We start from the raw sequence: 19918 nt of genomic DNA on the forward strand, positions 1-19918 counted from the left end.
CGAAGCAGTTTTCTTGATCGGATTCTTCGCGCCAGATGTTTTCCCGTTTTCTCGCAGTCGTCATAACGCTCGGCGTCATCCTGTTTGCAGGCTGGTGGTCTTTGAAGCGGGACGACATTCCGTATGACCAGCTGGAAACGATCTATGCGAGTTCTGACAGCCGCTATCTCGCTCTGGGTGAGGAAATGCGGATTCATTTCAGGGATGTCGGCCCGCGCGATGCGCCGGTGATCGTTCTGGTTCATGGCTTCTCGGCATCGCTGCACACCTGGGAGCCCTGGGTGGCCGACCTGAAACGCGACTACCGTGTGATCAGCCTCGACCTGCCCGGCCACGGCCTTTCCCGCTGCATCGACAATGATGCCATCGGCACAGACCAGTTCATGGATGTGATCGACCGGGTGACGCAGGCGGTGAAAGCAGACCGCTTCACGCTGGCCGGCAATTCGATGGGCGGTGGCGCGGCCTGGAATTATGCCCTCGCCCATCCGGAAAAGCTTGAAGGCCTTGTGCTGGTGGACGCCGCTGGCTGGCCGCGCAGCGAAGCGGAAAGCGATGACCGGCCCTTTATCTTCCGCCTGCTGGAAATCGGCCTGGCACGGAAACTGGTGAAGGATCTCGACATGTCGTCGCTGATCCGGCCGGGCCTTGAAGACAGTTTTGCCGATCCGTCTTTCGTGACGGACGCGATGGTGGACCGGTATGCCTCCCTCGCCCGCGCGCCCTGCCACCGCGAAGCGCTGCTCGCCCTGTCCGCCGGCCGCGGCACCCGCGCCGAGGCTACGCCCGAGCGTCTCTCGGCCATCACCGTGCCCACCCTGGTGATGCATGGCGAGAAGGATAACCTCATCCCGGCATCGCATGGCGAGCAGTTTGCCGCCGCCATTCCGGGCGCTGAGCTGAAGCTCTATCCCGATGTCGGCCACCTGCCGCAGGAGGAAATCGCCGCCCAGTCGATTGCGGATCTGCGCGCCTTCCTGACAACCCGCGTGCAGGGGCTGCCGGCAGAGAATACCAGCCTGCCGACTCATTGATCAGTTGGCAAATTAGAGAATGGCGGGGATCACACGGTCTGGCGGGCGGTGGCCGTCAGCGAAGGTCTTGATGTTGATGATCACCTTCTCGCCCATCTCGGTGCGCCCCTCGATGGTAGCCGAGCCCATATGCGGCAGCAGCAGCACATTGGGCAGGCCGATCAGTTCCGGGTTCACCGCCGGTTCGCGTTCGAACACATCCAGGCCCGCCCCGGCGATCTTTCCGGCGCGGATGGCGCGGGCGAGCGCGGCCTCATCGATGACTTCGCCGCGGGCAGTATTGATGATGTAGGCTTCCGGCTTCATCAGATTGAGGCGCCGCGAATTGATCAGATGGAAAGTCGCCGGCGTATGCGGGCAGTTGATGGAAACGATATCCATCCGCGCCAGCATCTGGTCGAGCGAGTCCCAATAGGTCGCCTCCAGGCTTTCCTCGATGCGGGCGCTGACCGGTTTGCGGTTATGATAGTGGATCTGCATGCCGAAGGCGCGCGCGCGCCGGGCCACGGCCTGGCCGATGCGGCCCATGCCGATGATGCCGAGGCGCTTTCCCGACAGGCGACGGCCCATCATCCAGGTTGGCGTCCAGCCATCAAACTTGCCCGCTTCCATGATCTGCACGCCTTCGTGCAGGCGGCGCGGCACCGCCAGGATCAGCGCCATGGCCACGTCTGCCGTGTCATCGGTCAGCACGCCGGGCGTATTCGTCACCGTGATGCCGCGCTGAACAGCAGACGCCACATCGATATTGTCCACCCCTGCCCCGAACTGGGCAATCAGGCGCAGCTGCTCGCCGGCGCGGGCCAGAAGGCGGCCATCGATCCGGTCGGTCACCGTCGGCACCAGCACATCAGCGGTTTGCATCGCCTCAGCCAGTTCCTCGGCGGAAAACGGCCGGTCACTTTCGTTCAGCCGGGCGTCGAACAGCTCCTTCATCCGAAGCTCAACAGGCGCCGGAAGCTTGCGGGTGACGACGACTTTAAGTTTGCTGGCCGGCATGGGACTCCCATCGGTGCTTTTATTATTTATCGGGGGCTTAGCAGAGCCAATCCGTCCCGCCAATCTCTCTCAGCTTTACTGTGGATTCATGCGTAGGTGCGAGAATGCACCTTCCCCTCCTGATGGAAGCTTTGCACATGAAACGGGCACCCCTCGTTCTGGCCATCCTCCTTGCCTTCTCGGCGGGCGCTGGGGCCGATCCGGCCGCCGAGCCGCGCGTCAGCCGCTTCTCCGGCAAGCCTGTGCCCCGCTTCGAGACGCTGCGCTGGGCCGAAGTAAACGGCCGCACGGGCCCCAGCCTCTCCTCCCCCATCGCCTGGCAGTATAACCGCAAGGGCCTGCCGGTGATGGTCGTCAAGGAAAGCGGCGAATGGTACCGCGTGCGCGATCCGGCCGGCGATGAGGTCTGGGTGCATATGCGAATGCTGGCAGAAGGCTCCACCGCCATCGTCACCCGCACCACCGTTCTGGGGGCAAGCCCGGCGCAGGACGCAGAGGGCGTCGCCGAGATCGGCAAAGGCGTCCTGGTACAGGTCAGCGGCTGTGATGGGGTCGCCTGCGAGGTGGAAACGGCCGGCTACCGTGGCTGGATGCCCCGCGCCAACCTGTGGGGCGTGAGCAGCGTGGCTCCGGCTCTATCCGGCACTAAAGGTTGACAACGCGGAAGGCGTCGGCTGGAAGGCGTGATCCCAACTGATTGAGGAACCCAGACATGCAGGGTCCGCACGACTTTCACACCCCCAAATCGTCTTATACCAAAGAAGACCTGATCCAGTCCGGTCTCGGCAACTATTTCGGGCCCGGCAATGCCCAGCTGCCCGCCCCGCCGATGCTGATGATGGACCGGATCCCGGAAATCAGCATGGATGGCGGCGCCTTCGGCAAGGGCCATGTTGTCGGCGAACTCGACATCACCCCTGACCTCTGGTTCTTCCAGTGCCACTTCCCCGGCGACCCCGTGATGCCCGGCTGCCTTGGCCTGGATGCCATGTGGCAGGCCGTGGGCTACTGGCTCGGCTGGTCGGGCTCGCCCGGCAAGGGCCGCGCCCTCGGCGTTGGCGAGGTGAAGTTCACCGGCCAGATCACGCCCAAACGCAAGCTGGTCCGTTACGAAATCGACATCAAGCGCGTGAAACGCGGCAAGCTCGTCCTGGGCATCGCCAATGGCCGTGTCATCACCGATGGCAAGCTGGTCTATACCGCTGAAGACATGAAAGTCGGCCTGATGAACCCGTCAGACCTCGACTAGGCCCCAGACGGCCAATCAGCACGCCAGGAAGGCCCGGTTCGCCCACAGCGTCCGGGCCTTTCCCGTCTTGACGGCAAACACAGCCCCGCCTAGCCCAATCCCCAAGCAAAACTGGATATGAGGGAGCCCCCGATGGCCGATGACTGGAACATGCCGAAAGGCGACCTGATGAAGGGCAAGCGCGGCGTCGTGATGGGCGTTGCCAACCAGAACTCCATCGCCTGGGGCATCGCCACACAGCTCGCCGCCCAGGGCGCTGAGATTGCCTTCACCTATCAGGGCGAAAGCCTGGAGCGCCGCGTGCGCCCCCTCGTCGAATCCATCGGCATGGACACGATGATCCCGGCAGATGTGACCGACGACGCCTCCATGGAGGCCGCCTTTGCCGCCATCAAGGAAAAGTGGGGCAAGATCGATTTCCTGGTCCATTCCATCGCCTTTGCGGGGAAAGATGAGCTGCAGGGCTCGATGGTCGCCAACACCACCCGCGAAGGCTTCCGCCGCGCGATGGATATCTCCGTATACAGCTTTATCGACTGCGCCCGCCGCGCCTCGGAAATCATGCCGGATGGTGGCTCGATCATCTGCATGACGTATCTCGGCGCCGAGCGCACCGTGCCTTCCTACAATGTCATGGGCGTGGCCAAGGCGGCGCTGGAAGCCTCGACCCGCTATGCCGCGCGCGACCTTGGCCCCCAGGGTATCCGCGTCAACGCCATCTCCGCCGGCGCCATGCGCACGCTGTCGCTGGCCGGCATCCGCGGCGGCAAGAGCCTGATGGGCACAGGCCGCAACTGGTCGCTTCTGAAGGAAGACACCAGCATGGAAGGCGTCGCGGGCTGCGCGCTCTACCTCCTCTCCCCCCTCGGCCGTTCCATCGCGGGCGAAGTCATCCATGTCGATGCCGGCTTCCACGTTGTCGGCGTGCCGGATGCGGGCGAGGAAGAGTAGGCTTCTTTCTCTTCCAATATTGACTTCGGGGCGGGGCATTCCAAAATGGGTGTCTCGCCCTTTGAGGTTTTTATGGTCCGTACCCTGTCTGAGTCCCGCTGAAGGGCCTGCCGTTCCCGCGCTGAGAGCAGTGCAAGGCAGGCCGGCGAAAGCGTAGAGCCCGGCGCCCTTCCACCTGGAAGCCGCGCTGGAGACGTTTTCATGCGCCCCTGATGTACTCCGGGGCGCGGGACCAGAGACCAGACACACCATGGATATATCCCGCGCTGAACAGCGCATCCTCCACCTGCTCGCCCAGGGCGGGCGGATCGACCTTGTCCGCAACGAGGCAGGCAAACCTGAAGAAGTCCATTGCTTCTCCCGCGATGGCTGGCGCTATACCGGCCTCGACATGGACCTTTTCCGCAAGCTGAAGCGGCGACGAACCATCGCCTCCCATGGCGGCCAACCCTACCGCATCACGCGGCGCGGCCTGCAACTCGTCCGTTCACAGCCGGACAATTGCTAGCCGGGTCCGGCCCCTTCGGTTATCCTCATCAGGTAAAACCGAAGGGGCCACCCGATGCGTGAACGCACTGCCACCTGCCGCTGCGGCCAGCTTTCCGCCATCTGCCGGGGAGAGCCAGTCCGCGTTTCGGTCTGTCATTGCCATGCCTGCCAGAAACGCTCGGGCAGCGCCTTCGGGGCACAGGCCCGCTGGGCAGATGAGCATGTCACCGTCACCGGCACTTCAAAGATATGGACGCGCGTTGCCGACAGCGGCAACTGTATCACCTACCGCTTCTGCCCGGACTGCGGCTCGACCATTGCCTATACGATCGAAAACTGGCCGGGCGTCACCGCCGTTCCCTATGGCGCCTTTGCCGGAACGGATATGCCAGCCCCCGGATTTTCGGTCTATGATGATCGCCGCCATGGCTGGGTGGAGATCGCGGGAGACGGCATACAACGGTCTACATCCGCCGCTGCCCAAAGGCGGCCGAGCCTCGATATCCTCCGCAAGGAGGACTGAACCGGCTTGCCAAGGGGAGCGGAATCCCGGAGCAATCTGGATGCAGACTACCAAGGGGGACAGACATGGCACGGCGAAATCTTCATCGGGTGGCGTCCCTGACATTTTGCAGCGCCCTGGCGCTGTCCGGCTGTGCCTCGCAGCCTGGCACCCCGGCGGCGACGCCCCTGCTGGTCGGCGCGGAGGGTGGGGTATGCCCCGGCGCCGGACAATTCGATGTGGCAAAGATCAAGACGAAGAATGCCGCGGAGGCCGCTCAGCGGGAAGCCCAGATTCTGGAATACACGTCGATCACGCCGCTCCCTCCGGGCGCCGAAGAGGCCGAGACGCGCCTTCGCGTCCGCGTGCCCCCAACCGGCATGTGGCCGCTGGACACCCGCATCACCCTCTGGAAGGCCGCCGATGGCGCCTGGCAGATCGCCACAGACAACATCAACTATGGCGTGCCCCCACCGCCGCCTCCCCCGCCGCCGCCGATCGATGCCGACGGCAACCTGCTGCCGGGCTTTGAAAACTGGCAGCCCGAGCCACCCCCTCCGCCCCGCCCGCCCTACACCAGCTCGGCGCTCAACCCGGGCGACGCAGCCGCCCTCGACGCGTTCCTATCTGATCCGTGTTACCTGAACGGGCCCGACCGCCTGCCCTACTCCGTTCCGCTCAACGAGATCGACCAATATGGCCGGGAGGAATGGCTCTGCCCACCGGACTCGGCCTATTACATGGCCGAGGTGAAACAGCCGGGCCTGCCCCCGCGCTACATTTCCCATTCCTGTTATATGGACTTCGCCGTCTCGAAGCTGCTCACGGCCGCCACCTATATGATCCCCACCCTCACTCCGGAGACAGAATGACCGCGCGCATTTTTCTCTGGGTCGGCCATCCGCGCGAAACCTCGCTCAGCCATGGCATGGCAGATGCCTACGAACGGGGCGCCCGCGCGCATGGCGCCGAAATCCGGCGGATGCATCTTTCAGACATGAGCTTCGATCCAGACCTGCATGACGGCTACCATTCCCGAAAGGTTCTGGAACCTTGCCTGGAGGCATGGCGCGAGAATATTCTGTGGGCAAACCATCTCTGCTGGGCCTATCCCCAATGGTGGGGCGGCATGCCCGCAAAGATGAAAGGCGTGATCGACCGGGCCTATCTTCCCGGATTCGCCATGCGCTATCACGAGAATGATCCGTGGTGGGACAGACTTCTGGCAGGCCGCTCCGCCGATGTGCTGATGACGGCGGACGGCCCGGCCTGGTTTGACCAGCTTGCCTATGGCCGCCCGGCCAAGCTGCAGGTGGAGAATCTGGTTTTCAAGTTCGCAGGCATCAAACCGGTGCGTACCCTGCAGGTCGGCACCGTGAAAACGGCAAAGCCTGAAAAAATTCAGCATTGGCTGAAACAGGCAGAGGCGCGTGGCCGCGCTGCCGCTAAACGCTTTGCCTAAGGCGTGATCGTCACCGCCGGCCCCGGAAAGCGCATCCAGTAATAGGAGAGCGGATCATCGCCTGGCTGGGTCGCATAGGCGGCCAGCCGCGCGTCCCGGCCCGGCCGCACGCCGCCGGCAGGCGGCTCTAGCGCCCCCGAAGGCGCCACCATGTCATACCGCACGAAGCGCCAGCCTTCGAGGCCCACAGGCCGCCCCGTGAGGGCGCGCACGCTGCTCACCCTCAGCGGCGCCGCTTCCGGCAATGTGCCCGAAACCCGCATGAACAGCTGCGTCACCCAGACCCCATTTTCGGTGCGCGCCACACCGAAGGCCACATGCGTTGCCTTGGGATGGAGGATGTTCTCGCGGTGGCTGGGGCTGTCCATCAGGTTCCGGTGCAGGCGCTTGACCGCAAAATTTGCCCCGATGCGCGCGCCCGTCCGGGAAACGGTCGCCACATTCTCCGCAGAAAAATCAGCCAGGGCCGTGCGGTCCAGCGCCGCGATCCGCTCGCCCGGCCCCCGCCCATCCGGGCCGACATGGCCGAAAAATCCGTTCACCGCCATGTCCAGGCTGTGCAGGCGCGCCGCGTCCCGCAGGTCCGTGCGCAGCTTCAGCGCCGGCAGACCCGCTGTTTTCCGCTCCGCATTGATCAGCTCCAGGAAGCGGCGTTCCAGCGTCTCGTCAAAGGCATATCCGGCCGGCGGGTTGGCTAGGCAGGGCCGCGCCATCTCCACATAGGAGGCGACCGCCAGAGGCCGCCCCTCGATCCGCAGATCACAGGCCAGCGCCGGAAGCGGCAGCAGAAACAGGAAAGCCAGGCTGGCGATCACGCGGCGCATGAAGCCTTCCTATCACGGAAGGCCGCCGGCTTCACCCTGACAGTTCACACGGCGCTCAGATCACCCCGGCCGTCTGCAACCGCGAGAGCACCGGCGCCAGCATCCGCTCAATCGCCTCAGCCGAAGGCTTCACATGCCCATAGGCGGGCACACCCTCATCGGCGATCACCAGGTCGGCCTCGAACATCGCCGGATAGGTAAAGCGGTAATGGGCCGCCCGCACGGTGGACATGTATTGCTGCAGCACCGAGTCCACCGTCCGCCCGCGCTCGATCACATCCCGGCGGATGCGGCGGGCCAGGCGCAGGTCGTCCGGCGTGTCGACATAGACCGACAGGTCGATGAGATTGCGGATCTTCGGCATCGACAGGGCATGGATGCCCTCCAGGATCAGCACCGGGGCCGGCTCGATCCGGCGGGTGTTTTCCGAGCGGTCATGCCGGTCATAATCATAGATCGGCTGATCGACGCCCTCCCCCGCCTTGAGCGCGCGAAGGTCGGAGACGAGGTGATCGACTTCCTTGGATTTGGGGTCGTCATAGTTGATGCCCGCCACCAGCGCCTCGCGCTCGGCCGCCGTTTGCGGCTCACCATAATGGCTCATCGGATGGTAATAGGCGTCTTCCCCGAACATCACGGCCTGGCCCGGCCCCAGCCGTTCCAGCAGCGCCACCGCCAGCGTCGACTTGCCCGAGCCTGACCCGCCCGACATCGCAATCAGGAAATTCTTCTTTTTGGTCATCGCAAGGCCGCCCTCTTCTTCCGACCGGTGTTTCCATGAAAAAGGGCCGCCCATCAAGGAGCGGCCCTCATTCAGTCTGCAGAGAGGTGAGAAGATTACTCTTCTTCGCCCTCGGAGCCCGCATCTTCAGCGAGTTCCTTGCCGGTCTCCTGATCGACGACTTTCATGGAGAGGCGGACCTTACCGCGCTCATCGAAGCCCATCAGCTTCACCCACACCTTGTCGCCTTCCTTGACCATGTCTTTGGGGTGGCCAATGCGTTTGTTGGCCATCTGCGAGACGTGGACGAGGCCGTCCTTGGGACCGAAGAAGTTCACGAAAATGCCGAAGTCTTTCATCGAGACGACTTTGCCTTCGTAGATCTCGCCGACTTCCGGCTCAGCAACGATGCCCTTGATCATCTTGATCGCCGCTTCGATCGACTTGCGATCAAGCGCCGAGATCTGGACCGTGCCATCATCATCGATGTTCACCTTGGCGCCGGTTTCATCCACGATGCCGCGGATAACCTTGCCGCCCGAACCGATCACATCACGGATCTTGTCGGTGGGAACCTTCATGATCTCCATCTGCGGCGCATTCTCGGAAAGCTTGCCGCGCGAAGCGGTCAGCGCTTTCGACATTTCGCCGAGGATGTGCATACGGCCACCTTTGGCCTGCTCAAGGGCTTTGCCCATGATGTCCTTGGTGATGCCAGCCACCTTGATGTCCATCTGCAGCGAGGTGATGCCCTTCTCGGTGCCTGCCACCTTGAAGTCCATGTCGCCGAGGTGATCTTCGTCGCCGAGGATGTCGGAGAGGACTGCAAACTCGCTGCCTTCCAGGATCAGGCCCATGGCGATGCCCGAGACCGGACGGGTCACCGGCACGCCGGCGTCCATCATGGCCAGCGAGCAGCCGCAGACAGTTGCCATCGAGGACGAGCCGTTGGACTCGGTGATCTCGGAGACGAGACGGATCGTGTACGGAAATTCTTCATGCTTGGGCAGGACAGCCTGCAGCGCGCGCCAGGCGAGCTTGCCATGGCCGATCTCGCGGCGGCCAGCGCCGCCCATACGGCCCGTCTCCCCGACCGAATAGGGCGGGAAGTTGTAGTGCAGCATGAACTTTTCTTTTTTCGTCCCGTCCAGGCCGTCGACATATTGTTCGTCGTCGGAGGTTCCGAGCGTGGCAACGCAGATCGCCTGCGTTTCGCCGCGCGTGAACAGCGAGGAACCGTGCGTACGCGGCAGGAAGCCGGCTTCGGCAACGATCGGGCGGATCTGATCGAGCTTACGGCCGTCGATGCGCTCGCCGGTTTTCAGGATGTCGCCGCGAACCACAGAGGCTTCGGCTTCCTTGAACACAGTCTTGAACACTTCGGCGGTCATCACGCCGGGAGCTTCCTCGGTGCCGACCAGGGCGGCTTTCGCCTTGTCCTTGGCCGCGCCGATGGCCGCATAACGCTCGCCCTTTGCGGTGATCTTGTAGGCTTTCGAGAGGTCAGCGCCGACCGTGTCGAGCACGGCTTTCAGGGCAGCCGAATGATCCGGCGGCTCATAGGCGAAGGGCTCTTTGGCGGCTTTCTCGGCCAGCGCGATGATCGCATCGATCACCGGCTGCATGGCTTCATGGCCGGCCACAACCGCGCCCAGCATCACTTCTTCGGAAAGTTCGTAGGCTTCCGATTCCACCATCATCACGGCGTCGGCGGTGCCGGCGAGGACGAGATCAAGCTCGGACTCTTCAACTTCTGCCACGGTCGGGTTGATGATGTACTGGCCATCCTTGTAGCCGACGCGCGCAGCACCGATCGGGCCCATGAAGGGCGCGCCGGAGAGCACGAGCGCAGCAGAAGCGCCGATCATGCCGACGATATCGGCATCGTTTTCGAGGTCATAGGACAGGGTTGTGACGACCACCTGAACTTCATGCTTGAACCCATCGACGAACAGCGGGCGGATCGGACGGTCGATCAGGCGCGAGGTCAGTGTTTCTTTTTCGGTGGGGCGGCCTTCGCGCTTGAAGTATCCGCCGGGGATCCGGCCGGAGGCGAAGTATTTTTCCTGGTAATTCACGGTCAGCGGGAAGAAATCCTGACCCGGTTTTGCTTCCTTCGCGAACACGGCGGTCGCGAGGACAATGGTGTCGCCGTATTGCACCATCACGGCGCCATCGGCCTGACGTGCCACCTGGCCCGTCTCGATTGTCAGTGTGCGGCCAGCCCATTCCAGCGACACGGATTGCTTGTTGAACATTCGTCTTGTCTTTCTTTCACATACGAAAAGCCCGCCGCGGCCCCAATGCCCGGCGGGCTTGTTTTTCGGAGCCTAGCGGCGGATGCCGAGCTCCGTGATGAGTTTCGTGTAACGATCCTCATTCTTGCCCTTGACGTAGTCGAGGAGCTTCCGGCGCGTGGCAACCATGGTCAGGAGGCCGCGGCGGGAATGGTTGTCTTTCTTGTTGGTCTTGAAGTGATCGGTCAGATTGTTGATCCGCTCGGTGAGGATCGCGACCTGCACTTCCGGGGAGCCCGTATCGCCTTCTTTGGTGGCGAACTTCTTGATCAGCTCCTGCTTCTTTTCAGCAGTAATCGACATCGGCATAGCCTTCTGGTTCAAGCATCCGAAAGGGATGCGGGTTTCAATAAGCGCCTGAATTGGCGGGTTTTTTTGGGAACGGCCCTTGTCAAGTTGGCCACGGCCGGGATGTCGTCCAGCAGGGTCAGCAGGCAGGCCTCCGCCCCAAAAACGGGCTTATGACCTATTTGACGGGGAATTGAAAGTGGCGATTGTGCAAGCATTTGCCCTGCCGGGGCCCGTCTGCGGGCAAATTCCGCTGGATGCCAGCCATACGGCGCATTAGCGTCGCTGCATCGAATCGGGAGGGTTCCTATGAAAATCTGGTCGTGTGCGGCGCTGGCAGCCCTTTTTGTGGTCTCCGCCTGCGAAACCTTGAGCGAAAGCTATGTGATCGAGCGGGACGACCTGCTCAACGAAGACGGCATTCACGTCTATAGCGACCTTATGGAGAACCCTTGGGACGGCGCCCAGTACTGGCAGTTCCGCGCCACCAATTACAGCGACTATCCTTTCTGTGTCCGCACAGGGCTCGCCAGCGTCAGCCATTCCAACGGATACGACATGGGCAACGTCCATTATCTGGCCCCAGGGGAAAGCCGGGATATCGGCTATGTCCACGCCCCGGCTAATTTCCAGGTGGATGCCCGCACCTGGGACCCGGACGCAAACGGCAACTGCTGAGCCCGGCGCCGCCACCCGAAACGAGCCTGCTGATGACCCCCACGCCCCTCCCCGAAGAAGTCGCCCACATCATCCAGCTCGCCATTGCCCCGGTGTTCACACTGGCGGGTATCGGCGCGCTGCTGAATGTCATGGCAAACCGGCTTGCCAGGGTGGTCGACCGCTGGCGCGCGCTCGAGGCCGCCCTGCCGGAGACAGAACCGCTCACCCGCAGCCTCTACCATTCTGAGCTCTCCGTACTGGACAAGCGAATGGAGCGCATCCACCGCGCCATTTCCCTCTCCACGCTGGCAGCGCTGCTGATCTGTGTGGTGATTATCCTGCTCTTCACCGGCCAGCTGGTGCCGATCCCGGTCGCCCAGGCTGTTTCGGTTCTCTTCGTGGCTTCAATGGTATTCCTGTCGGTGGCGCTCGTCTCCTTCCTGATGGAAGTCCGCATCGCCAGCCGCACCCTCCGCGTCACCCGCGCGGTTCTGGAAGCAGGAAAGCCCGGAAAGCCGGGATAAACCCCGCCCTATCCAACCCTGTCATCCCGGCCCAGGCCGTTCAGCGGCGCCGGAAAAAGGCGCGCCCTATTTTTCGCCGGCGGCCTTGCCCATCTGGCGCAGGATCCAGACCGTGATGCCGGTCATCACTACCAGCAGGGCGCCAAAGCCTGCCAGCGCGCCCACCGCCAGGGGATCAATCGTCAGATTACCGATCTGCATGTGAGGCCTCCTCCCGCATTCAGCTTCTGACGGGAAGATACGAGAAGCCTGGCCAGCGGAAAACCCGCGTAAAACTACCTAGGCTGGGAAAACCCCTGCCCGGCTGAGCGCGCTGGCCACAGGGTGGCCCAGGACGCCTTCGAGCCATTTTGCCGTCTCGATCAGGCGGGCCAGATCCAGCCCCGTCTCGAATCCCGCCCGCTCCAGCATCCAGACGACGTCTTCGGTGGCCACATTGCCTGTCGCCGCCGGCGCAAAGGGGCAGCCGCCGATGCCGCCGCAGCTGGCATCGATCACGTCAATGCCCGCCTCCACAGCGGCAAACACGTTCGCAAGGCCCGCCCCGCGCGTATCGTGGAAATGCATCCGCAGGAACACATCGGGCGCCTCGATCCGTACCCGGTCAATTGCGCGGCGCACATCCCAGGGCGTTGCCGCCCCGATCGTGTCGCCCAGGGCGAGTTCGGCGACGCCCGCCCTTTGGGCCTGCGCAGCCAAGCTGCCGACGACGGCGATATCCACATCGCCCGTATACGGATCGCCAAAGGCCACCGAAATGGTTGCCGTCAGCGGGATGCCCGCCTCATGCGCCAGCGGGGCGCACTTTGCCAGCATGTCGGCGCTCTCCTGCGGGCTCATGCCCTGGTTGCGGCGTCCGAAAGCCTCGCTGGCCACCAGCACGAAATTGATCTCGTCGGCCTTCGCCTCGATCGCGCGGCGCATGCCTGTCTCATTCAGCGCGAGGGCGATGTGGCGCGTCGGCCGTGTCCGGTCGACCCCGGCGAAAACGGCCGGGGAGTCGGCCATCTTTGGCACGGCCTTGGGGCTGACGAAGCTGCCCGATTCCATCCGCCGGACGCCCGCCGCCTCCAGCCGCGCAATGAATTCCAGCTTCTGCGCGACGCTCAGATTGGCCGGATCATTCTGCAACCCGTCGCGCGGGCCTACTTCCACAATGTCGATACGGCGGGTCATTACGCGTTCCTATCTGCCTGTAAATGCCGGGGCCCGGCGCTCCACAAAGCTCGCCACCCCTTCCTTGAAATCATGCGTCGCAAAGCTCGCTTCCATCTCGCCGTCTGCCACTTCCAGCGAAGCGGCGTAAGACTGGAGATAGCTCTCGCGCACCTGCCGCTTCATGATCGCCACAGAGCGCGGCGATACCTGCGTCGCCAGATGCAGGGCAAGATCATGGACATACCCCATGAGTTCATCCCCCGGCATCGCCTTGTTTACGAGGCCCATCCGTTCGGCCTCCGCCCCGTCAAACTTGCGCGCCGTGAACAGAAGGTCGAGCGCGTTGGCCTCTCCCACAAGGCGCGGCAGCTGCCAGGCAATGCCATGCTCGGCAATCAGGCCGCGCTGGGCAAAGGCGGTGGTGAACTTCGCCTCGGCCGCTGCATAGCGCATGTCAGCAAACAGGGTGAGGATCAGGCCAATCCCGGCGCAGGGGCCGTTGATGGCCGCGATGATCGGCTTGGGGCAGGCAAACATATGGCCGAAGCGGCCGGGAAACATCTTCTCCAGCTCTGATGGCGCCTGAGGTTTGGGGGCAGCTGGCCGGGTCTCGTTATAGTCCGCCCCGGCGCTCGCCTGGATCGACTGGAGCCCGTTCATGTCAGCCCCGGCGCAGAAGCCGCGCCCGGCGCCCGTCAAGATGATCACACGCACGGCCTCGTCCGCCCCGCCCTTCCGGATTGCGGTCTCCACCTCCACCTGCATCGTGCCGGTCCACGCGTTCAGCCGCTCCGGACGGTTCAGCGTGATCGTCAGCACGCCGTCTGAAAGGCCGGTCATTATCTCCTGATAGGCGCTCATCGCTCGTCTCTCCCCTATGGTCTTTGTATCAGTCTAGACCCGTATCCCAGGATTGGGCAGACGCAAAACCCCCTTCCCCTGCGGCTTGACTTGCGCGCGGCCATGGGCGACCGCTGCCGTTATGTCCACCTTCCCTCCCCCCCTCTCCGGCAGCGCGCAGGACGAAACCGCCGAGCTGCGCCCGCGCTTCGACGAGAGCGGCCTCATTGCCGCGATTGCGCAGGATGCGGTTACAGGAGAGGTGCTGATGCTCGCCTGGATGAATGCCGAGGCGCTACAGAAAACCATCGAGACCGGCCGGGCTACCTACTGGTCGCGGTCGCGGGGCGAAATATGGATCAAGGGCGAAACCTCCGGCCATATCCAGGAAGTCACCGAAATCCGCGTCGATTGCGACCAGGATGCCGTGCTGCTGAAAGTGCGTCAGACGGGCGGGGCCTGCCACACCCACCGGGAGAGCTGCTTCTACCGGCGTGTAGACGGGGGGGCGCTATCCTTCCCCGGTGAGGCAGACTAGGGTTCCCGAAAACCGGAGGAACCGCCATGCGCCTGCCCACATCGCTCACCCAGATCCTGCTCACCGGCGCTGCCGTAGGGATCCTTGCTGCCTGCGCCCCACCTGCTGAAGCGCCCCCCGCCGCCGCCCCGCCGCCAGCTGCAGAAGCCACAGAAACGGCGGGCCCGGCGCTCTATGTCGACGTGCTCGATTGCGGCACCATCGCCATCTCCGATCTCGACGCGTTCTCCTCGGCTGGCGATTATGCCGGCCAAGCCGACGAATTCACGAATACTTGCTATCTGATCAACCATCCCAATGGCCGCCTGCTCTGGGATCTCGGCCTGCCCTCCCAGCTCGCCGGTCAGCCGCCCTTCACCCAGCAGATATTCACCGTGTCGGTAGAAAGATCGATCACGGACCAACTCGCCGATCTTGGCGTCGTCCCCTCAGAGCTGACCTATGTGGCGATTTCGCATGCGCATTTCGATCATATCGGACAGATCGATCAGGTCCAGGGCGCCACCTGGCTCGTGAACCAGACCGAATATGACTACATGTTCCCGGCTGACGGCGCGCCGCCTGCAGACCCGTCGCTGGCGGCCAATTTCGCCCTGTTCAAGCCAATGGAAACCCAGATCATCAACGATGGCCATGATGTCTTCGGTGACGGCAGTGTCGTGATCTTCCAGACCCCGGGCCATACGCCGGGCCATTCATCACTTCAGCTGACCCTTCCCGAAACCGGGCCGGTCCTTCTGACCGGCGACCTTTATCACCGGTCCGAGAGCCGCGCGCTGGGCCGCGTGCCGCGTTTCAATACAAGCGAAGAGAATACGCTGGCCTCAATGGCCGCGTTCGAGGCCCGCGCCACCGACCTCGGCGCCAGGGTGGTCATCCAGCATGAGCCGGCGGACATCGAACCCCTCGGCGGCGTTATTCGCTAGGCGCTGCGCTTTCCTCCGCAGGCAGAGGAGCTGGCCGGATGAAAATCCGGTCCTCCCGCGCCACAAACTCACCCCGCCGGAACTCGCCGGCGATGCTTGCCGTCAGGCCAGCCTCCTCCAGCACTGCGGCGACCCGCGCCGCGCGGCGATGCCCAAGCGCGCGCTCGTCAAAGGTCTGGGCGGCCAGCGCGTTCGGCAGATAGGCGACCACCTCCACCTGGCCAGCCCCCCAGCGCTGCAGGGCCCAGACCTGATCGGCCAGCATATCGGCTGCCCGCGGCGCAAGCGCATCGTCATTGGGCGCAAACGGAATGGGCAGCAGCGCCAGCGGCGGCGGCACGATGGAGATTGTCCAGTCGGCATAATTCCGCGTCAGCCCGTCCTCCAGGCTGCGCCAGGCCGGCAGGGTCACGCCTTCAGTCGGCGCAGCGGCGAACACGGCGGAACGCGCCTGGGCGTCGATGTCTGCGGCAGCGAGATTGAACGGATAGGCCGCGCGCAGTTCCCGCTCGGTCCGGCGTTCCTGGGCCAGAGCTTCGAACTGGGACATCTGCGCCCGCAGCGGCGCGCCCAGCGAAGACTCGGCCGCCTGAAGGAAGCGCGCCGTTGCGGTGTTATTATTATCGTCCACCTGAATCTGGTCGATCGACACTTTCACCGTCCGGCGAAACCGCTCTGCCAGCCGCTCTGCCAGCGCTGCTTCGGCGCCCGCCACACGGTCATTGGTCAGCACGGTCGCCTGCAGCACGATCTGATGTTCCCCGCGCCGGGGGAACGCCACATCCATATCGGAAAGCCGCGCCTCCCTGCCCTCGAACGGATCCAGCACCATATCCCGCGCCACATCCCGCACCCGGGTCTCATACGCAATATCGCGCAGGGCGAGGCCCAAGGGGATCGACAGGGCAACGAACACGCCAACGATCAGCCCGGTCTGCCAGAAATTATGCTGCGGGCTGTGGCGCTCGCCAAACCCGTAAAAGCGGGAGAGCACCGTCACCGACAGCGCAATCGCCAGAAGGTTCGTCATGTAGAGAAAGAATGCGCCGCCCGCCAACTGGAACTGCGCCGTTGCAAGGCCATATCCCACCACGGCAAGCGGCGGCATCAGGGCGGTGGCAATGGCCACGCCCACAATCGTTTCGCCCTTGCGGTGGATCACGGCATAGCCCCCGGCGAGCCCCGAGAACACGGCAACCAGAAGATCGAAGAAGTTCGGCCGCGTCCGCGCCAGGATCTCCGGCGTCACATCCGTCAACGGAGAAAGAAAGACGATCAGAAAGGACGTTCCCAGCGCCAGCCCTGTGCCGATGGCCAGCGACACAATCGCCTCGCGCAGCGCTTTCAGTTCCAGGATCGAAAGCGAGAAGCCCATCAGCATGATCGGCCCCATCAGCGGAGAGATCAGCATCGCGCCGATGATGACGGCCGGAGAGGACAGAAGCAGGCCCAGAATGGCGATCCCGCAGGACATTGCCGTCATGAAGAGGTAACGCCCGGAGACGCCGCCTTCCTCATGGACGTGATCGACCACTTCCATATGGTCAATGCTGCGGATGCCCCGCCAGCGGGCAACTCGCAGACGGCGATACCATTCCGGCCGCCGGGGCGGCTTTTGCTCAGCAGTATCGGTCATGTTCCGTCCTCGTCAGAGAGTCCGCCCAGGCGTGGTTTGCGCTAAGGCCGCCGGCGCGCTCAAGGCGCAGCGGCAAAAGCAGGTTCAGTTGCCACCCTCGACCAGGCGCCGGGCGATAACCATCGCTTGCACTTCGCCTGCGCCCTCGAAGATGTTCAAAATACGCGCGTCCTGCAGAATGCGGCTGATCGTGTACTCCAGCGCAAAGCCGTTGCCGCCATGGATTTGCACGGCATTGTCCGCCGCCGCCCAGGCGACCCGCGCGGCCAGCAATTTTGCCATGCCGGCCTCAAGGTCACAGCGCTTGCCGTTATCCTTCTGGCGGGCGGAGAAATAGGTCAGCTGGCGCACGCCAACGAGTTCGGCCGCCATCATCACCAGCTTGTTGGAGACGCGTGGGAACTTGAAGATCGCCTGGCCAAATTGCTGCCGGTCCAGCGCGTAGCGAAGGCCGGTCTCGAAGGCGTTCTGGGCCACGCCCACAGCGCGCGCGGCCGTCTGGATACGGGCGCTCTCGAAGGTGGCCATCAGATGCTTGAAGCCCTGCCCTTCGACGCCGCCCAGCAGGTTCTCGGCCTTCACCTTGAACCCATCAAAGCCGATCTCGTATTCCTTCATCCCGCGATAGCCGAGCACTTCGATCTCGCCGCCGGTCATGCCTTCTGCCGGAAACGGATCGGCATCGGTACCGCGCGGCTTTTCAGCCAGCAGCATCGAGAGACCCGAGAAATTGTTCGTAGCCGGATCAGTACGCGCCAGCAGTGTCATCAGGTCGGCGCGCACAGGATGGGTGATCCAGGTCTTATTGCCGGTGACGATATAATCGGCGCCATCGGCAGACTTCACCGCGCGCGTGCGCAGCGAGCCAAGGTCAGACCCGGTATTGGGCTCGGTGAACACCGCCGTCGGCAGGATCTCGCCGCTGGCAATCTTGGGCAGCCATTTTTCCTTCTGCTCCGGCGTGCCCCCGATCAGGATCAGCTCAGCGGCAATTTCCGACCGCGTACCGAGCGAGCCTGTGCCGATATAGCCGCGCGAAAGTTCCTCGGAGACAACGCACATCGCCGTCTTGCCCATGCCGAGGCCGCCGAACTCTTCCGGGATCGTCAGCCCGAATACGCCCAGCTCCGACATCTCCTCGACAACATCCATCGGGATATAGTCGTTGCGCAGGTGCCACCCATGGGCATGCGGCTTGATCCGGTCAGCGGCGAACTTCGCGAACTGCTCGCGCACCATTTCCATCGTCTCGTCGAGACCGGTCGCCTCCACCGTATTGCGCGACAGGGCGTCCGGCAGCAGCGCCGCCGCCGCCGAGAGAACCGCCTGGCTCTTGCCCTCGATGATCAGCTTGCGGATGACGGGCACCGCGAACAGCGCGTCGGCCGCTTCCAGGCTGCCCAGTTCATGCGGGCGGATCGTCTCGCCCTGGTTCATCGGAATGCCGCCAATGATCTGGGCGCAATACTCGCTGAATAGGATCTGGGAGAGCAGCGCCTCGGCTTCGCCAAACTTGCCGTCGGCCTCCAGCCGCGCGGCCCATTCGGAAACCTGGCGCAGGGTTTCCACATAGGTGACGAGCCAGGAGAGGCCATGGGCCAGGTGCTGATTGCGCTCGAAGGCGCCGCGATCAGGTTTCCCGTCAGCGCCGGCCAGCAGGCCCCGGGCGCCAGCAATTGCGGCGGCGGCATAGGTGTCCAGCGCGGTGACCGCTTCGGCCAGCGTGCCCACGAGCCCCTGAAAAACCGTGCCCTGCCCCTGTTCCAGCGTATCTGTTGCACCCATCGCGTCTCTCCCTCAAATCTGTTGCCGCCTCATGTCGCCGAATAGGATAGGGCGGCAAGCGCTTTCTGGCATATCCATGTTGTGCGGCGCAACATCGCGCCGGAGTCCATCTCCCGGTCTCAGCCTTCCAGTTTCCGGTACCGCGCGGTCTGGGAATGCGCCAAAGCCCGCCCTGCCGGCTCCGGCAACAGGCGTGTCAGCGTCGCTACCACCTTGTTGAACAGGCCGGGCACCACCACCGGCTGCCCCCGGTTGACGGCATCAATTCCCGCCTTCACCACAGGGGCGGCCTCCGTCCACATCCATTTCGGCATCTTGTTGGTCGTCTCCCGCATGCCGTTCACGTCATGGAACTCGCTCCAGGTGAAGCCGGGACAGAGCGCCGTGCAATGAACATCCTTATGCCCCAGCGTCTGGCATTCGGCCGCCACGCTTTCGGAAAACTTGATCATCGCGGCCTTCACGCTCCCGTATAGCGTGTGTCCGGCGCTGCCGGGCGCATACCCGGCGAGTGAGGCGACATTGATGATCCGCCCGAAACCGCGCGCCGCCATGCCCGGCAGCACCCTGTGCGTCAGTTCCACTGGCGCCAGATACAATACCTGCAGGAAATCAGCCTGATCAGCCCATGAGGTGGACAGAAACGTTCCAGGAAGTCCGTAGCCGGCATTGTTCACCAGCGCGTCAATCTCCCGGCCCTTCCCTTCCAGCGCCGCGATGATCCGCGGCGGCGCGCCGGGGTTGGACAGATCCTCCGGAATGACCTCCACCAGCACGCCGTAACGGGCATGCAGCTCGGCCGCCAGAACCTGCAACCGGTCCGCCCGGCGCGCCGTCAGCGCCAGGTCCCACCCCAACGCTGCGTATTGCTTCGCAAACTCAGCACCTATTCCAGAAGACGCACCTGTGATGAGGCAAAGCCGCCTATTCATGCCCATTTTTCATGCTCGCTTCATGAGTTGTGTCAGAAATGCAACAAAAGCATAACTAAAGCATGGTGTTAGCCCGGTCTGCTTGTTGATTGCTGCAGTGCCC

23 protein-coding genes are annotated in these 19918 nt (G+C 63.6%); 12 read left to right on the forward strand and 11 right to left on the reverse strand.

Going from position 1 to position 19918, the window contains the following annotated elements; all coding sequences use genetic code 11:
* The first annotated feature begins 35 nt into the window (after positions 1-35).
* Complete coding sequence (locus BBF93_RS18950; RefSeq protein WP_114106891.1) at positions 36-1034, forward strand: alpha/beta fold hydrolase; 999 nt, start codon at positions 36-38, stop codon at positions 1032-1034.
* A 12-nt stretch (positions 1035-1046) separates the two neighbouring features.
* Here BBF93_RS18950 and BBF93_RS18955 read toward each other — a convergent pair whose 3' ends face one another.
* A complete protein-coding gene (locus BBF93_RS18955; RefSeq protein ID WP_035601142.1) occupies positions 1047-2033 on the reverse strand; it encodes a D-glycerate dehydrogenase in 987 nt (328 codons plus the stop codon).
* 137 nt (positions 2034-2170) lie between these two features.
* Between BBF93_RS18955 and BBF93_RS18960 the strand changes: the two genes are divergently transcribed.
* The 7 genes from BBF93_RS18960 (at position 2171) to BBF93_RS18985 (ending at position 6686) form a co-directional block, all read left to right on the forward strand.
* Positions 2171-2689 (forward strand): SH3 domain-containing protein, encoded by a 519-nt coding sequence (locus BBF93_RS18960; protein WP_162786639.1) that lies wholly within the window; start codon positions 2171-2173, stop codon positions 2687-2689.
* 56 nt (positions 2690-2745) lie between these two features.
* Entirely contained in the window at positions 2746-3282 is a 537-nt protein-coding gene (fabA, locus tag BBF93_RS18965) for a bifunctional 3-hydroxydecanoyl-ACP dehydratase/trans-2-decenoyl-ACP isomerase (RefSeq protein WP_035601136.1), read from the forward strand.
* A gap of 132 nt (positions 3283-3414) precedes the next feature.
* Complete coding sequence (locus BBF93_RS18970; protein WP_114106893.1) at positions 3415-4233, forward strand: enoyl-ACP reductase; 819 nt, start codon at positions 3415-3417, stop codon at positions 4231-4233.
* A gap of 250 nt (positions 4234-4483) precedes the next feature.
* On the forward strand, positions 4484-4741 hold the full coding sequence (locus tag BBF93_RS18975; protein WP_114106894.1) for a YjhX family toxin: 258 nt from the start codon (positions 4484-4486) through the stop codon (positions 4739-4741).
* A 54-nt stretch (positions 4742-4795) separates the two neighbouring features.
* A complete protein-coding gene (locus tag BBF93_RS18980; RefSeq protein ID WP_114106895.1) occupies positions 4796-5245 on the forward strand; it encodes a GFA family protein in 450 nt (149 codons plus the stop codon).
* A 65-nt stretch (positions 5246-5310) separates the two neighbouring features.
* Positions 5311-6096, forward strand: a complete 786-nt coding sequence (locus tag BBF93_RS19650; protein ID WP_162786640.1) for a hypothetical protein — start codon at positions 5311-5313, stop codon at positions 6094-6096.
* Positions 6093-6686: an NAD(P)H-dependent oxidoreductase gene (locus BBF93_RS18985; protein WP_162786641.1), complete on the forward strand. Its 594-nt coding sequence runs from the start codon at positions 6093-6095 to the stop codon at positions 6684-6686. The genes BBF93_RS19650 and BBF93_RS18985 overlap by 4 nt, the downstream gene beginning before the upstream one ends.
* On the opposite strand, the gene BBF93_RS18990 is transcribed toward BBF93_RS18985, so the two are convergent.
* From BBF93_RS18990 to rpsO, 4 genes are all read right to left on the reverse strand, one after another.
* Positions 6683-7510 (reverse strand): CAP domain-containing protein, encoded by an 828-nt coding sequence (locus BBF93_RS18990; protein WP_114106897.1) that lies wholly within the window; start codon positions 7508-7510, stop codon positions 6683-6685. The genes BBF93_RS18985 and BBF93_RS18990 overlap by 4 nt on opposite strands.
* Positions 7511-7565: 55 nt before the next feature.
* The gene (udk, locus tag BBF93_RS18995; protein WP_114107160.1) at positions 7566-8252 is read right to left on the reverse strand and encodes a uridine kinase; all 687 of its coding nucleotides are present in this window, start codon (positions 8250-8252) and stop codon (positions 7566-7568) included.
* 95 nt (positions 8253-8347) lie between these two features.
* The gene (gene pnp, locus BBF93_RS19000; protein ID WP_114106898.1) at positions 8348-10489 is read right to left on the reverse strand and encodes a polyribonucleotide nucleotidyltransferase; all 2142 of its coding nucleotides are present in this window, start codon (positions 10487-10489) and stop codon (positions 8348-8350) included.
* 72 nt (positions 10490-10561) lie between these two features.
* Positions 10562-10831, reverse strand: coding sequence for a 30S ribosomal protein S15 (gene rpsO / locus BBF93_RS19005; RefSeq protein WP_035601109.1), 270 nt, complete (start codon positions 10829-10831; stop codon positions 10562-10564).
* Positions 10832-11125: 294 nt separating this feature from the next.
* Between rpsO and BBF93_RS19010 the strand changes: the two genes are divergently transcribed.
* A complete protein-coding gene (locus BBF93_RS19010; RefSeq protein WP_035601064.1) occupies positions 11126-11494 on the forward strand; it encodes a hypothetical protein in 369 nt (122 codons plus the stop codon).
* 32 nt (positions 11495-11526) lie between these two features.
* Positions 11527-12000 (forward strand): DUF2721 domain-containing protein, encoded by a 474-nt coding sequence (locus BBF93_RS19015; RefSeq protein ID WP_114106899.1) that lies wholly within the window; start codon positions 11527-11529, stop codon positions 11998-12000.
* A 66-nt stretch (positions 12001-12066) separates the two neighbouring features.
* Here BBF93_RS19015 and BBF93_RS19960 read toward each other — a convergent pair whose 3' ends face one another.
* The 3 genes from BBF93_RS19960 to BBF93_RS19025 form a co-directional block, all read right to left on the reverse strand.
* Positions 12067-12201, reverse strand: a complete 135-nt coding sequence (locus BBF93_RS19960; RefSeq protein ID WP_255417577.1) for a hypothetical protein — start codon at positions 12199-12201, stop codon at positions 12067-12069.
* Positions 12202-12279: 78 nt separating this feature from the next.
* The gene (locus BBF93_RS19020; RefSeq protein ID WP_114106900.1) at positions 12280-13176 is read right to left on the reverse strand and encodes a hydroxymethylglutaryl-CoA lyase; all 897 of its coding nucleotides are present in this window, start codon (positions 13174-13176) and stop codon (positions 12280-12282) included.
* Positions 13177-13185: 9 nt separating this feature from the next.
* Entirely contained in the window at positions 13186-14019 is an 834-nt protein-coding gene (locus BBF93_RS19025) for an enoyl-CoA hydratase (RefSeq protein ID WP_114106901.1), read from the reverse strand.
* A gap of 121 nt (positions 14020-14140) precedes the next feature.
* On the opposite strand from BBF93_RS19025, the gene hisI reads away from it, so the two are divergent.
* Positions 14141-14536 carry a phosphoribosyl-AMP cyclohydrolase gene (gene hisI, locus BBF93_RS19030; protein WP_035601052.1) on the forward strand — a complete coding sequence of 132 codons (396 nt, stop codon included), beginning with the start codon at positions 14141-14143 and terminating at the stop codon, positions 14534-14536.
* Positions 14537-14562: 26 nt separating this feature from the next.
* Positions 14563-15462: an N-acyl homoserine lactonase family protein gene (locus BBF93_RS19035; protein ID WP_114106902.1), complete on the forward strand. Its 900-nt coding sequence runs from the start codon at positions 14563-14565 to the stop codon at positions 15460-15462.
* Here BBF93_RS19035 and BBF93_RS19040 read toward each other — a convergent pair.
* The 3 genes from BBF93_RS19040 to BBF93_RS19050 form a co-directional block, all read right to left on the reverse strand.
* Complete coding sequence (locus BBF93_RS19040; RefSeq protein ID WP_114106903.1) at positions 15452-17098, reverse strand: TIGR00341 family protein; 1647 nt, start codon at positions 17096-17098, stop codon at positions 15452-15454. The two genes, BBF93_RS19035 and BBF93_RS19040, sit on opposite strands and share 11 nt — an antisense overlap.
* 84 nt (positions 17099-17182) lie before the next feature.
* Complete coding sequence (locus BBF93_RS19045) at positions 17183-18883, reverse strand: acyl-CoA dehydrogenase family protein (RefSeq protein WP_114106904.1); 1701 nt, start codon at positions 18881-18883, stop codon at positions 17183-17185.
* A gap of 119 nt (positions 18884-19002) precedes the next feature.
* Positions 19003-19821, reverse strand: a complete 819-nt coding sequence (locus BBF93_RS19050; protein WP_199288427.1) for an SDR family oxidoreductase — start codon at positions 19819-19821, stop codon at positions 19003-19005.
* Positions 19822-19918 lie beyond the last annotated feature (97 nt).

The sequence above is a fragment of the Hyphomonas sp. CACIAM 19H1 genome (genome assembly GCF_003325995.1).
GTDB lineage: Bacteria > Pseudomonadota > Alphaproteobacteria > Caulobacterales > Hyphomonadaceae > Hyphomonas > Hyphomonas polymorpha.

Coding starts and splice junctions, on each gene's coding strand:
- BBF93_RS18950 (WP_114106891.1), top strand. CDS start 36: ATGTTTTCCCGTTTTCTCGCAGTCGTCATAACGCTCGGCGTCATCCTG.
- BBF93_RS18955 (WP_035601142.1), bottom strand. CDS start 2,033: ATGCCGGCCAGCAAACTTAAAGTCGTCGTCACCCGCAAGCTTCCGGCG.
- BBF93_RS18960 (WP_162786639.1), top strand. CDS start 2,171: ATGAAACGGGCACCCCTCGTTCTGGCCATCCTCCTTGCCTTCTCGGCG.
- fabA (WP_035601136.1), top strand. CDS start 2,746: ATGCAGGGTCCGCACGACTTTCACACCCCCAAATCGTCTTATACCAAA.
- BBF93_RS18970 (WP_114106893.1), top strand. CDS start 3,415: ATGGCCGATGACTGGAACATGCCGAAAGGCGACCTGATGAAGGGCAAG.
- BBF93_RS18975 (WP_114106894.1), top strand. CDS start 4,484: ATGGATATATCCCGCGCTGAACAGCGCATCCTCCACCTGCTCGCCCAG.
- BBF93_RS18980 (WP_114106895.1), top strand. CDS start 4,796: ATGCGTGAACGCACTGCCACCTGCCGCTGCGGCCAGCTTTCCGCCATC.
- BBF93_RS19650 (WP_162786640.1), top strand. CDS start 5,311: ATGGCACGGCGAAATCTTCATCGGGTGGCGTCCCTGACATTTTGCAGC.
- BBF93_RS18985 (WP_162786641.1), top strand. CDS start 6,093: ATGACCGCGCGCATTTTTCTCTGGGTCGGCCATCCGCGCGAAACCTCG.
- BBF93_RS18990 (WP_114106897.1), bottom strand. CDS start 7,510: ATGCGCCGCGTGATCGCCAGCCTGGCTTTCCTGTTTCTGCTGCCGCTT.
- udk (WP_114107160.1), bottom strand. CDS start 8,252: ATGACCAAAAAGAAGAATTTCCTGATTGCGATGTCGGGCGGGTCAGGC.
- pnp (WP_114106898.1), bottom strand. CDS start 10,489: ATGTTCAACAAGCAATCCGTGTCGCTGGAATGGGCTGGCCGCACACTG.
- rpsO (WP_035601109.1), bottom strand. CDS start 10,831: ATGTCGATTACTGCTGAAAAGAAGCAGGAGCTGATCAAGAAGTTCGCC.
- BBF93_RS19010 (WP_035601064.1), top strand. CDS start 11,126: ATGAAAATCTGGTCGTGTGCGGCGCTGGCAGCCCTTTTTGTGGTCTCC.
- BBF93_RS19015 (WP_114106899.1), top strand. CDS start 11,527: ATGACCCCCACGCCCCTCCCCGAAGAAGTCGCCCACATCATCCAGCTC.
- BBF93_RS19960 (WP_255417577.1), bottom strand. CDS start 12,201: ATGCAGATCGGTAATCTGACGATTGATCCCCTGGCGGTGGGCGCGCTG.
- BBF93_RS19020 (WP_114106900.1), bottom strand. CDS start 13,176: ATGACCCGCCGTATCGACATTGTGGAAGTAGGCCCGCGCGACGGGTTG.
- BBF93_RS19025 (WP_114106901.1), bottom strand. CDS start 14,019: ATGAGCGCCTATCAGGAGATAATGACCGGCCTTTCAGACGGCGTGCTG.
- hisI (WP_035601052.1), top strand. CDS start 14,141: ATGTCCACCTTCCCTCCCCCCCTCTCCGGCAGCGCGCAGGACGAAACC.
- BBF93_RS19035 (WP_114106902.1), top strand. CDS start 14,563: ATGCGCCTGCCCACATCGCTCACCCAGATCCTGCTCACCGGCGCTGCC.
- BBF93_RS19040 (WP_114106903.1), bottom strand. CDS start 17,098: ATGACCGATACTGCTGAGCAAAAGCCGCCCCGGCGGCCGGAATGGTAT.
- BBF93_RS19045 (WP_114106904.1), bottom strand. CDS start 18,883: ATGGGTGCAACAGATACGCTGGAACAGGGGCAGGGCACGGTTTTTCAG.
- BBF93_RS19050 (WP_199288427.1), bottom strand. CDS start 19,821: ATGGGCATGAATAGGCGGCTTTGCCTCATCACAGGTGCGTCTTCTGGA.